11 protein-coding genes are annotated in these 12,165 nt (G+C 45.0%); 9 read left to right on the top strand and 2 right to left on the bottom strand.

The genetic code is table 11. From position 1 onward, the window contains the following. Nucleotides 1–206: 206 nt before the first annotated feature. The 4 genes from pstC (at nucleotide 207) to phoU (ending at nucleotide 4,007) form a co-directional block, all read left to right on the top strand. The gene (gene pstC / locus HL061_RS07965; RefSeq protein WP_071002585.1) at nucleotides 207–1,160 is read left to right on the top strand and encodes a phosphate ABC transporter permease subunit PstC; all 954 of its coding nucleotides are present in this window, start codon (nucleotides 207–209) and stop codon (nucleotides 1,158–1,160) included. Nucleotides 1,161–1,250: 90 nt separating this feature from the next. Next, nucleotides 1,251–2,126: a phosphate ABC transporter permease PstA gene (gene pstA, locus HL061_RS07960; RefSeq protein ID WP_071003721.1), complete on the top strand. Its 876-nt coding sequence runs from the start codon at nucleotides 1,251–1,253 to the stop codon at nucleotides 2,124–2,126. Nucleotides 2,127–2,353: 227 nt separating this feature from the next. Next, nucleotides 2,354–3,124 (top strand): phosphate ABC transporter ATP-binding protein PstB, encoded by a 771-nt coding sequence (gene pstB, locus HL061_RS07955; RefSeq protein WP_227517206.1) that lies wholly within the window; start codon nucleotides 2,354–2,356, stop codon nucleotides 3,122–3,124. Between the two features lie 100 nt (nucleotides 3,125–3,224). Next, complete coding sequence (gene phoU / locus HL061_RS07950) at nucleotides 3,225–4,007, top strand: phosphate signaling complex protein PhoU (protein ID WP_058023580.1); 783 nt, start codon at nucleotides 3,225–3,227, stop codon at nucleotides 4,005–4,007. An 83-nt stretch (nucleotides 4,008–4,090) separates the two neighbouring features. On the opposite strand, the gene HL061_RS07945 is transcribed toward phoU, so the two are convergent. Both HL061_RS07945 and argH read right to left on the bottom strand, forming a co-directional pair. Beyond that, nucleotides 4,091–4,381, bottom strand: a complete 291-nt coding sequence (locus HL061_RS07945) for an oxidative damage protection protein (RefSeq protein WP_071002583.1) — start codon at nucleotides 4,379–4,381, stop codon at nucleotides 4,091–4,093. Between the two features lie 573 nt (nucleotides 4,382–4,954). Beyond that, on the bottom strand, nucleotides 4,955–6,328 hold the full coding sequence (gene argH, locus HL061_RS07940) for an argininosuccinate lyase (protein WP_252962711.1): 1,374 nt from the start codon (nucleotides 6,326–6,328) through the stop codon (nucleotides 4,955–4,957). 113 nt (nucleotides 6,329–6,441) lie between these two features. On the opposite strand from argH, the gene HL061_RS07935 reads away from it, so the two are divergent. The 5 genes from HL061_RS07935 (at nucleotide 6,442) to HL061_RS07915 (ending at nucleotide 12,144) form a co-directional block, all read left to right on the top strand. After that, nucleotides 6,442–7,593, top strand: coding sequence for a sensor histidine kinase (locus tag HL061_RS07935; RefSeq protein WP_252962703.1), 1,152 nt, complete (start codon nucleotides 6,442–6,444; stop codon nucleotides 7,591–7,593). A gap of 274 nt (nucleotides 7,594–7,867) precedes the next feature. Further along, nucleotides 7,868–8,605: a LytTR family DNA-binding domain-containing protein gene (locus tag HL061_RS07930; protein ID WP_252962702.1), complete on the top strand. Its 738-nt coding sequence runs from the start codon at nucleotides 7,868–7,870 to the stop codon at nucleotides 8,603–8,605. A gap of 204 nt (nucleotides 8,606–8,809) precedes the next feature. Continuing rightward, nucleotides 8,810–9,853 (top strand): hydroxymethylbilane synthase, encoded by a 1,044-nt coding sequence (gene hemC / locus HL061_RS07925; protein WP_071002580.1) that lies wholly within the window; start codon nucleotides 8,810–8,812, stop codon nucleotides 9,851–9,853. 95 nt (nucleotides 9,854–9,948) lie between these two features. Then, entirely contained in the window at nucleotides 9,949–10,938 is a 990-nt protein-coding gene (locus HL061_RS07920; RefSeq protein ID WP_252962701.1) for a uroporphyrinogen-III synthase, read from the top strand. A 168-nt stretch (nucleotides 10,939–11,106) separates the two neighbouring features. Then, the gene (locus tag HL061_RS07915; RefSeq protein WP_186475291.1) at nucleotides 11,107–12,144 is read left to right on the top strand and encodes a hypothetical protein; all 1,038 of its coding nucleotides are present in this window, start codon (nucleotides 11,107–11,109) and stop codon (nucleotides 12,142–12,144) included. The last annotated feature ends 21 nt before the right edge of the window (nucleotides 12,145–12,165 follow it).

Genomic DNA, 12,165 nt, shown 5'->3' with positions numbered 1-12,165 from the left:
ATCTGTACAAGCTGCTTAATGACTTTTTGATTTCCTCTTAAGCCACTATTCTCCGGTAGTGGTTTGAGAGGTTTTATCACAGCAAATTTGACCAAAACACTAATCGCTATATTTCACGATAATCATTAGTCAAGTTGCGTTTGCTGTCATAAAACGAAATGAACACCCTGATTTTTTGAATTCACCCATTCAATGCTGAGACACTTATGACAGACTTAAGGTCCCAACTGGCTAAACAAAAACGTTACGACGCTTTATTTGTCAATTCTACCAAAGCGTTTGCCATACTCGTCCTCCTATCGTTAGGGGGCATTTTGGTGTCTCTGATTGTTGGGGCGTGGCCGAGTATCCAAGAGTTTGGTCTGGGGTTTTATAGCAGTAATAATTGGGATACGGTTTCCAATGAGTACGGGGCACTCGCGCCTATTTATGGCACCTTGGTGACGTCATTTATCGCGATTGTTATCGCTGTACCAGTCAGTTTTGGTATTGCGATATTTTTGACCGAAATGTGTCCAAAGTTCCTCAAAAAACCGCTTGGCATTGCCATTGAGCTGTTGGCAGGTATTCCTTCTATCATTTATGGGATGTGGGGCTTGTTTGTCTTTGCGCCTTTCTTTGGTGAGCATATTCAGCCATGGTTTATTGAGCATGTGGGCCCGCTACCTATCATCGGTAAGCTGTTTACAGGCGCACCCATGGGACTAGGGATGTTTACCGCGTCCTTGGTACTTGCCATCATGATTATCCCTTTTATCGCTGCCACCATGCGTGATGTTTTCTCTGTGGTGCCAGATCTACTCAAAGAGTCGGCCTACGGTATGGGTGCGACGACGTGGGAAGTGATGTTCAAGATTATCTTGCCTTATACCAAAGCGGGTGTCGTTGGCGGCGTGATTTTGGGACTGGGTCGTGCGCTCGGTGAGACCATGGCAGTGACTTTCTTGATCGGTAATGCGTTCAATATCAGCCCAAGTCTATTTACTTCTGGTGTGACCATCACCTCAGCATTGGCCAATGAGTTTGCCGAAGCGTCAAGTGAGCTGCATCTAGCATCTTTACTACATCTGGGCTTAATCTTGTTTATTATCACCTTCATCGTGCTGTCGTTGGCCAAACTGATGCTCATGCGCATGGATCACAAAGCAGGTAACCGATAAGCCTAAGCATGGTTATTGGATCTCGATTGATATTGATAAAAGATATGGGAAATAAATAGTATGGCTGCTAACAATGCGATGAATGCGCCCATGACCACCAAGCCAAGCAGCGTGGGGCGTTACAACAAGAGTCTGTACAACAAACGTCGCTGGATGAATAAGCTGGGTTTGGGGTTTGCCATGTCAGCCATGGTGTTTGGCTTATTTTGGTTATCATGGATCTTGGTGACGCTGTTTATTGAAGGCTTCCAAGGCATGGTGCAGCTGCCAATTTTTACCGCTGACACGCCACCGCCGATGAGTCCAGGTGGTTTGCGCAATGCGATCGTGGGTTCTGCCATGCTGGCGTTTTCAGGGTTGTTCATCGGCGCACCCATCGGGCTTATGACTGGTATTTATTTGTCTGAGTTTTCTAGAGGCAGTATGCTTGGCCAAGTGACGCGCTTTTTGAACGATATTTTATTATCGGCACCATCCATTGTCATTGGTCTGTTTATATATGCTTTAATGGTCAAAGGTCAAAGTTTCTCTGGTTGGGCAGGCGCATTGGCATTGGCATTGATTGTCATTCCAGTCGTCGTACGTACCACAGAGAATATGCTGAATCTGGTACCCAATAGCTTGCGCGAAGCGGCTTATGCACTTGGCACGCCCAAGTGGAAAATGGTGACGCAAGTGACTATCAAGGCTGCCAAAGCGGGACTGACGACAGGGGTACTTTTGGCTTTTGCTCGTATCACTGGTGAGACGGCGCCATTACTATTTACCGCCCTCAATAATCAGTATTTCAGTACCGATATGGGTCAGCCAATTGCCAACTTACCCAATACCATCTATCAGTTTGCGATGAGTCCTTATGATAATTGGCACACACTGGCATGGTCAGCCGCGCTGCTGATCACAGCGTCGGTCTTGGTATTGAATATTTTGGCAAGATTTATTGGCAATCGCGGTCAGGTCAAATAAAGACAGATATCGCTGCAAAGATACCAAGTATTTACTTATATTTATACGAAATACACTAAGCTAGGTTGGATAATATTATGAATGATGTCGTAAGCAAAGCCCGCACAGAAACAACGGCTGATCGCTTTAACAGTACAACAGACAGCTTGTTAAATAGAACCACGTCTCATAGTGCGCAATCGCAGCAACCCAATACTGCTGACTTCACCAAGCAAAGTATTCATGATATGCCCAAAAACATGCCCAAAGCAAAAATGGAAGTCCGCGATCTTAACTTTTACTACGATGATTTTCAGGCATTAAAAAACATCAATATCGATATCGCAGAAAAGAAAGTAACGGCGTTCATTGGTCCGTCAGGTTGCGGCAAATCGACGCTGCTACGTACCTTTAACCGCATGTATGATCTGTATCCAGGAATGCGTGCAGAGGGCGCTATCAACCTTGATGGGCGCAATATTTTGGGCAAAGACATCGATGTCAACTTGCTACGCGCGCAGGTCGGTATGGTATTTCAAAAGCCAACCCCGTTTCCCATGTCGATCTATGACAATGTTGCCTTTGGTGTCAAACTCTATGAGAAGCTCAGCAAAGACGAGCTAGATAATCGCGTGGAGTGGGCACTAAAAAAATCGGCGCTATGGCCAGAAGTGAAAGATAAGCTAAAAGCATCCGGCCTGTCGCTATCAGGTGGTCAGCAGCAGCGTCTGTGTATTGCCCGTAGTGTCGCAACCAAGCCTGAAATATTGCTGCTCGATGAACCAACCTCTGCGCTTGACCCTATCTCGACGGGCGCTATCGAAGATCTGATAGAAGATCTCAAAAATGACTATACCATCGCCATTGTTACCCACAACATGCAGCAAGCGGCGCGGGTATCAGACTATACCGTCTATATGTATCTAGGCGATATGATCGAGATGGGTGAGACCGATCAGATCTTTACCAAACCTACCCAAACTGCGACAGAAGATTATATTACTGGTCGCTATGGCTAGGGCCGATTAATTAGTACTGAAGAGCTAATACTGAAGTTGGGTCGTTTCACTCAATCAGCATATCGCGCTACTAAAATATAGATTTCAGGGAATACCTCTTATGCAAAGTGATAAGCATATCTCCAAAAGTTTTGACCAAGATCTTGATGAAGCCATCCGTTTGTTCTTATACATGGGTGATAGTGCTGCCAACCAAGTGGCCAAAGCGATTCATGCACTTATTGATAGAGACGAGACACTGGCGCAAGAGGTCATCGAGATGGACTTTGATATCAACCGCATGGAGGTTGAGCTCGATGAACATATTTTATTGTTGGTTGCCAAGCGTCAACCTGCCGCAGGAGATTTGCGTCTGGTTATGTCGATCAGTAAAGGCGTGGTAGATTTGGAACGTATTGGCGATGAGGCGGTAAAAATCGCGAAAATGGCCAGCAGAATTGCCGCACAAGGCAAATCGTCTTACGGCTATGCTGAAGTGCAGCATTTGAGCAATCAGGTAAGACTGATGCTTAACAACGCACTAGAAGCCTTTAGTCAATCAAATGCTGAGCAGGCGTTTGAGGTCATGCGCAATGACAGTGTGGTCAATAACGAATATCAATCTGCCATTCGCGCGTTGATGACCTATATCATGGAAGACTCAAGACAAGTCTCAAAGGTTATCAATATCATGTGGATTTTGCGCTCGCTTGAACGTATCGGCGATCATGCGCAAAACGTGGCGGAGCTGGTCATCAACTATATCAGTGGTCAAGATGTACGCCATTCAGACTATGCCATGGTCGAAAAAGCAGTGCAAGAAGCCAATGATCGTCTGGCTGCTCGTCAAGTGAGCACGATGTCAGTCGACGACTACGAAGCTTTAGAAAGTAATGACGACTAATAACGCAGGCAAAATAGTCTTCTTACGTAAAAAACGCGCTTACTATAGCGCGTTTTTTATGGGCGTAATGCAGTGGTCTCAGCCTAGCTTTCTGGCGTCCAGCCTTGAGCGCGCTCATAGTCTTCATTATCCAAGAACTTATCACGTTGCTCGGTCAAGAATTTTTTAGCTTCAGGATCCATCATGCTCAAATGATTCTCATTGATAAGCATGGTTTGATGTTCTAGCCACTCTTTCCATGCCTTGTCAGAGACTGTGTCTTGTAGCTCTTGGCCTTTTTTGTTAGGGAAGGGCGGATGCGGCATTTTTGGTAGTTCTTGCTTGTATTTGCGGCAAAACACGGTATTGTCTTGGGGATTAAAAGTCTCAGTCATCAGGTGTTCCTTATTTATCATATTAGGCCATGCCATCAATTAGCCCATTAAATCATTTAGCGGTCTTAAAATGGCTACATCTTGTCAAACATCGTCAAAAACTTTGTGAATATACCGATATTCTCTGCAGTTTTTTCCTTGTTTGACTACCATTTATCTTATTTTAAGCCTCGCTATCTAAATGATGATATGCCCTAGCAGGCAAATTAAATAATCATATGAGCCTATGATAACGCTCTTGGTCAATTTAGCAAAGGGTATCTCGTGTCTGTTATTAAACAGACACAAATCTATAAGGTGTTATCAGCACGTCTTGCCTTTATTCTGATTTATCGTTTCATATCAGATAGACAAAGAAAGCGCGAAAAAAGGGCGGGTAGCTGATAGTAAGTTATAGTTAATTCAGTTTAAAAGAGATATAAGACAACCGAGCGCAGATGTAACTGTGATACTTCAAGTGAGGTTAACGCTGTAGCTCTTTTATAGGGGATTGACTATAAATAAAAAACACCCGCATCAATAGCGGGTGTCAGATATATAGCGATAAGTTAGCTCTGGCTGAAAAGGGTCTGATTAGGCAAAGGCTTTTAAACGAGCGCGGCCACTGACCACTGCTTGCTTGACTTGGTTTGGCGCAGTACCGCCCAGATGGTCACGAGCTGCTAGTGAGCCCTCTAGCGTGAGATAGTCAAAGACATCCTCACCGATGGCATCGCTGAATTGCTGTAGTTGTGCCAAGGATAAGTCACTGAGATCAACGCCTTCTTTGATGCCGAGTGCGACCGCATTACCCACGACTTCATGCGCATCACGGAATGCAACGCCTTGACGTACCAGATAATCTGCTAGGTCAGTGGCAGTGGCATAGCCTTTCATTGTCGCAGCACGCATACTTTCTTTGTTTGGGACGATGTTGGGCAGCATATCAGCAAAGGCAAGTAGTGAGCCTGTCAGTGTATCGACACAGTCAAACAAAGGCTCTTTGTCTTCTTGATTGTCTTTGTTGTAGGCGAGTGGCTGGCTTTTCATCAGGCTGAGTAATGTCATTAGCTGACCAAAGACACGTGCCGCCTTACCGCGTACCAGCTCAGGCACGTCAGGGTTTTTCTTTTGTGGCATGATCGATGAGCCAGTACAGAAACGATCGGGTATCTGCACAAAGTTAAACTGCGCTGACATCCACAGAATAATCTCTTCACTCATACGTGACATGTGCATCATCAGAATCGAGGCGGCGGAGGTGAACTCAATCGCAAAATCACGATCTGAGACCGCATCGAGCGAATTTTGACAAATACCTTCAAAACCCAATAGCTCAGCGGTGATAGTACGATCAATCGGGAACGTCGTGCCAGCGAGTGCGGCACTACCAAGGGGCATCTGATTGATACGGCGGCGGGCGTCAATCAAACGTTCGGTATCGCGATACAACATCTCAAACCAGGCCATCACATGGTGACCAAAGCTGACAGGCTGGGCGGTTTGTAAATGCGTAAAACCAGGCATAATGGTATCGGTATGTTGGTCAGCCAGGTCAAGCAAGCCACTTTGTAAGCGTATGAGCAGCTCGATAATATTATCGATCTCTTCACGTAACCACAAACGAATGTCGGTCGCGACCTGATCGTTACGGCTACGACCCGTGTGTAGTTTTTTGCCAACAGCGCCTATAATATCAGTGAGGCGTGATTCGACATTCATGTGCACGTCTTCGAGGGCGATTGACCAGCTAAACTCACCTGCTTCGATCTCGCGTAATACTTGTTGAAGACCGTCGATAATGGTGGCCACTTCATCAGCAGTCAAGATATCGCATTCTTTGAGCATCGTTGCATGGGCAATCGATCCTTGAATATCGTGACGAGCAAAGCGTTGGTCGAAGCCGACAGAGGCGGTAAAGGCAGCCACGAAGCTGTCCGTCGCTTCACTGAAGCGTCCACCCCACATCTGCTGGCCCTGAGTGCTGGTAGGGCTGTTTTGTGCATCTTTGTTTGTTACTGAGACATTCGTGCTAGAATCAGAAGCAGATGAATTTTTACTTGATTCAGGATTACTAAGGTTTGAAGAATTGGCGTTCATATTGGTACAAGACAAGTCAAGAGAGTAAGAACTCAAGTATAGCAAATGATGAGGTTGCCTTACTAGCTACGCGCTTAGAGTTTTTTATTCCAAAACTCATGGAGATCATGAGGCCTTGGCAGTGGCTGACATATATTGCTTTTTGGTCACTGTTTCTCACAGTGATTGAGCGTCATGGTCTGTCCAGTTGGTCGGACTTTATCATCAAGCTTGTTGCGCGAACCATACAAAACGGTTTGACCGTTATACCTGCATTATATTTGGTAGATTATCTGCGCCCTGTCTTCAAAAATGCCAGTATTCCGAGTGTGAGTGTGCGTATCGTCATGCTGATGATGTTTGCCGCTACGGTTTCTATGGCTTTAGTCGTTTTGGTTTTGATTAATATGGGTTTGATGGAATATGATCGCCAAGCTTTTATGACCAATCTGTTTTTCAATACCGTACTGACGGGCGGTTTTACCATTGTATTTTTGCTGTACTTTTTGCGTAGCTACCGTGAGCTTAATGCGCTCAAGCTATCGTTTGAATACAAGTTGACTGCACAGAATGACTTAATAAAAGCCCGCACCGCGCCGCACTTTTTCTTTAATACCATCAACACACTGGTCTCACTCATTGAGTCCAATCCGTCAAAAGCCTCTGCTTTATTACAAAACGTTTCGGTCTTATATCGTGCCAGTTTTAGCGGCGAACGTGAGATTAGCTTTGAAGAAGAAGTTGCGCTGTGTGAGCATTATCTAGCGATCGAGTCTAGCCGTTTGGCAGACAAACTCGAGGTCCATTGGGATTTGCCTGATGAAGATATTATGTATGATATGGTGATTACGGCGTTAACCTTACAAAGCGTACTGGAGAAAATGCTACTCAATGTGGTTGAGATGACCACTGAAACCATCCATTTTAATATTAAAGTCACTTGGGAGCAGCACAGAGTAGCTATTCAGATCGACGTGGAACTTCCTACAAAGACCTTAATCATTAACCATGATTTGCGTCAGCATATGGATTTTTATATTCAAGCGGATCGATTACGTGCGTACTTTGGTCAAAGTGCTGATATCCAAAGCACAGTGACTGGTAACCACATTACTACCATTATTGACTATCCCTTACAAGACGTCAGTTTATAATCTTTCCTCTTTTACCATTTTTTATGATGTTCTCAGACACTATATTCTTATTATAAGATGTTGTGGCATATTTATTGCATCGTCTTTTATATCTATGTCTTTTATATCTATGTCTTTTATATCTATATGGTTATTGCGATTTTTATCTGGCAATTATTGACAATGAGTGGTTACTATCAAAAATATGATGCAGAAAATTTCACCATATTGAACTGGCCAGTACATTCGTCATACCATCGAAACATATTCAGTAGAGTTTGGGGTGGGAGTTTACATGCGTATTGTAGTTTGTGATGATGAGCCTTTAGCGCGTGAGCGTTTGGTCAGAATCGTACAGGAGTCAGGTCATGAGGTGGTTGCTCAAGCTACCACAGGGGCAGAAGCGATTGTCGCCGTAAAAACTCAGCAGCCTGACATTATATTATTAGACATTCGTATGCCTGAGATGGATGGGGTGCGCTGTGCCCAAGAGCTGGACAAACTTGATCATCCACCAGCCATTATATTTGTCACCGCTTACGATCATTATGCGATAGCGGCACTAAAAGCCAATGCAATTGGTTATCTGTTGAAACCGGCAAACAAAGACGAGCTATTAGAAGCACTGAACAAAGCAAAAAACCTAAACGCGGCGCAATTGAACGAAATTCGCAAGCTTGCAAATCCAGCGGCGCGTCCGATACGCGAGCATATTGCTGCTCGTACCCATCGCGGGGTCGAATTGATTAAGCTCAAAGATATCTATTATTTTGCGGCAGATCAAAAATACGTCAAAGTACGTCACAAAGATGGTATGGTATTGATTGATGAGACCCTAAAAGAGCGAGAGCGAGAGTTTGATGATCGTTTGTTCCGTGTGCATCGCAACGCTATTATCAATCTGAATTTTTTAGACTTTTTAGAAACCCTAGACGCTGGACAATATCAGATACGTTTTAAAGGAATCGATGAGACGTTAGCCGTGAGTCGTCGTCATCTGCCAGCCTTACGTGACAAAATCCAAAGCATGTAATAGGATGTTTTCAGAGCGACATAATCATCCCATATCATCAAACCCTTATTTATGCTTAAATAGGGGTATTTTTTTGCGCCAGCATTTACTATCTCTGATGTGAGTCGATCATTTTTTGTGGCAAGTTTTCCTAATCGCTTAGCACCAACTTAGCACTGACATTGTAGCATTTAGATTATAGTACCGAATTTATTGAGGCCCTTTATGAGCAATCTGCAGCAACCTGCTTTGACTACCTTAACCATCGCCACGCGACAGAGTCCTTTGGCTCTATGGCAAGCGGAGCATATTCGTGATCGCTTACTGGCGCTCTATCCTGAGTTGACAGTTGAGTTACTAAAAATTGTCACTAAGGGTGACAAGATTTTGGACACACCTTTGGCCAAAATTGGCGGTAAGGGTTTATTTGTCAAAGAGCTCGAGCAAGCATTGTATAACAAGCAAGCAGATATTGCGGTACATTCGCTAAAGGACGTACCGATGCAGCTGCCTGAAGGCTTGACACTAGGTGTCTATTGCAAGCGTGCTTCACCAACTGATGCTTTTGTCTCAAATACTTATAATAGTATTGATGAATTGCCGCAAGGTGCAGTTGTTGGGACTTCAAGTTTGCGCCGTCAATGTCAGATCAAAGCCTACCGCCCAGATCTACAGATCAAAACCTTGCGCGGCAATGTCGGTACGCGTTTGGGAAAATTAGATGCAGGCGAGTATGATGCCATTATCTTGGCGACCAGTGGCTTGCAGCGTATTGAATTAGATGAGCGGATACGTGGGCAGCTAGATATTGATGCCTGCTTGCCTGCCGTTGGTCAAGGTGCGTTAGCCATTGAATGCCGTGAAGGTGATGACGAGGTGTTGAAATTACTAGCGCCATTGAACGATGATAAAGCGCGTATTCGCCTTATCGCTGAGCGTGCGCTTAACCGTCACTTGGAGGGTGGCTGCCAAGTCCCGATTGCAGCCTACGCAGTGTTGCAGATGGCGGATGAAACCAGTGCGAATAACGATGACAATGGTGAAAACGGCAACAACGATAACAACGATAACGGTAATGTATTGTGGTTACGTGGTCGAGTGGGTAAAGCGGATGGTAGTAAGCTGTTAAAAGCAGAAAAGCGAGTGACATTGGTTGGTACACAAGACGAGCAAGAGTCGCAGGCAAATCAGCTCGGTATTGATGTTGCCAATATACTACTTGCTGATGGTGCAGGGGCTATCTTGTCAGCGATTTATCACGCTGAATAGCGTATTCACTTTGTCATACTGAGTCATTGATCCACATATCCACTGTTTGGTCGATGATTCAGTCCATTCTACAAGCCTTTTGTCGTGGTACATCTATGTCATCAACGTCAACTAAAGCTAGGTCTACTCATAAAAATCAATCCACTGATGGGTCGGTGCCAAAAATTGTCATCAATACGCGGCCGATAGCACGCGCTGCGCCATTGACGAATCATTTGCGAGCAGCAGGGTTCACGGTGGTTGAGATACCGATGTTGACGTTGCAGCCGCGCCCAACGACTGGCGATGACCTAGCATTGATGCGTGCGTGGCTAGCAGGTGAATATAAGGCTCTGGTCATCATAAGCCCAACGGCGGCCACTTCTGGGTTGAATGTTTGGCAGTCGCTTGTGTACAGTGAGCATGACGATAGTAGTTATGCGCAACCGGACAATAAAGCAGCCAACATAGCTTCTGAAGCTTTGGTAGCCCCAAGTCAAATCATTGCAGTGGGTCAAGCAACCGCTACGGCATTGACTCAAGCCAATATAGACGCGGCAAACTACCAAGTACGACAGCCTGAAGTTGCCAATAATGAAGGTATGCTAGCAATGCCTGAGATAGAGCGTTTACAGGCGGGTGATAAGCTTTTGATATGGCGCGGACTGGGCGGGCGACGATTATTGGTCGATACTTTACAAGCACGCGGTGTACATATCGATAGTATTGCGTGGTATAAGCGTACAATGCCTACCGAGGCAATGACTCAGTATCAGCAGTGGCAAAAAGATTTTTTTGTATGTAATCAAACGACAAATACAACACCAAAGCAAGCAAAACCTATCGTCGTCGTGAGTAGTGGCGCTGCTTTTGAGCATTGGACGAGCATCGTCCAAGGTGCAAGAGAAAAAATGTCAGAACCAAAACGTAGTAATGACATAATGACTGATGCAAGAGATAATTTGCCACTCACGCTAGCGGACTTTTCTTATGTCGTATTGGGTGAGCGCTTAGCAAATATGGTTGCAGCGCAGCACCTGAGCTATTGGCGTGTAGAGGATTTGGCGCCAGACACCATTCTTTCAGCCATCACTACCGATACTTAGGGCGTGTCCCTATTTTAAAAATGGTGATAAATCACAGGCAAACAGCGTCAAAGATTTAGCCATTTTTAGCCCATTTAGTGACAAACGTTTGAATTGGGGACATGCCCTAATTTTATAATTTCTATTTGATTTAAATATGTTTATACCTACCCATCACGGTACTGTCTTATGCCAATGAATTCTGAGTCTTTATCTAAGGATCCTTCTGCTATACAGCAGCGTCGGCAAGCAAATATCTTGCTGCTGCGGATGCAGTGGTTGGTCATTTTGCTGCTTATCGCGGCATTACTCTGGCTCTATATTAGTCAGCAGCGTTTTCAGCACAGTGTCAATGAGCGGTTGCAGAGCAATGAGCAGGTTGTCAGTCGTCTAAATGAGATGGACGATCGTTTATTTGCCATGAGTCAACAGACATTGCCAGAGCCTAGAATCAAAGCCAGTAGCCAAGCGCAAAACCAGCTGGATTTACTACGTATTCAAATAAAAGCCGCTGACAGATTGCTAGCAGACAACAATGATAGTGCCGCGATCGAGTTGTTGCGAGGTTTGCATTGGCAATTGGCACAAAGTAGCAACGAGATTGCACCTGCATTGACCGTCGTAATCAAGCAAAGTTTGCTTAAAGACATCGAGCGATTACAAGCGCAAAGCTCACAACCTAGCCCATGGCAAATACAAAATCTTGCGATTCAAAACATCCAAGAGTTTTTGCACAGTCATGAGCGCCTTGGGAGTTACGAGGGTACTGATATCCAGCGCCGAGAGCTAGTTGATGCTGCAACTGAGGGTGACCAAAAGCGTGCAGTAGCGAACCCGCCTGCTCAAACGTCAGTGCGTAACGATATGACATTAACGCGTAGACAACTGACGATTCATGAAGTCATCATGACGTTGAATTTGGCGAGCCAAGCGAGCAATATGCGCGAGCAGGATCAACTGATCAATTATTTGACCCAAGCGCGCAAACAGCTAAAAACCTTACTACCTAAATCATCGGTTAGCAATGGCAAAAACTCCGCGCAAGTTGGCGCCATTGGCATTGCTCCATCCGACAAAAAGCCAAAGGGTACGGACAACAACCTAGAGACCATGCAGTCGCCAAATGATATACCAGAGGTCATTGCCTGGCTTGACCAACTGATTGTCAATGCTCCTAAGCCAACACCCTTGTTAACCACACAGATTTTGGATAAGCCACAACCTTAATCGATACGGTTCGAAACAGCT

Origin of the sequence: Psychrobacter sp. PSP (assembly GCF_024085615.1) — a bacterium.
GTDB lineage: Bacteria > Pseudomonadota > Gammaproteobacteria > Pseudomonadales > Moraxellaceae > Psychrobacter > Psychrobacter pacificensis.
This window is presented reverse-complemented; position numbering and strand designations above follow the sequence as displayed.

Coding starts and splice junctions, on each gene's coding strand:
- pstB (WP_227517206.1), top strand. CDS start 2,354: ATGCCCAAAAACATGCCCAAAGCAAAAATGGAAGTCCGCGATCTTAAC.
- pstA (WP_071003721.1), top strand. CDS start 1,251: ATGACCACCAAGCCAAGCAGCGTGGGGCGTTACAACAAGAGTCTGTAC.
- argH (WP_252962711.1), bottom strand. CDS start 6,328: ATGTGGGGTGGACGCTTCAGTGAAGCGACGGACAGCTTCGTGGCTGCC.
- HL061_RS07930 (WP_252962702.1), top strand. CDS start 7,868: ATGCGTATTGTAGTTTGTGATGATGAGCCTTTAGCGCGTGAGCGTTTG.
- HL061_RS07915 (WP_186475291.1), top strand. CDS start 11,107: ATGCCAATGAATTCTGAGTCTTTATCTAAGGATCCTTCTGCTATACAG.
- hemC (WP_071002580.1), top strand. CDS start 8,810: ATGAGCAATCTGCAGCAACCTGCTTTGACTACCTTAACCATCGCCACG.
- HL061_RS07945 (WP_071002583.1), bottom strand. CDS start 4,381: ATGACTGAGACTTTTAATCCCCAAGACAATACCGTGTTTTGCCGCAAA.
- HL061_RS07920 (WP_252962701.1), top strand. CDS start 9,949: ATGTCATCAACGTCAACTAAAGCTAGGTCTACTCATAAAAATCAATCC.
- phoU (WP_058023580.1), top strand. CDS start 3,225: ATGCAAAGTGATAAGCATATCTCCAAAAGTTTTGACCAAGATCTTGAT.
- pstC (WP_071002585.1), top strand. CDS start 207: ATGACAGACTTAAGGTCCCAACTGGCTAAACAAAAACGTTACGACGCT.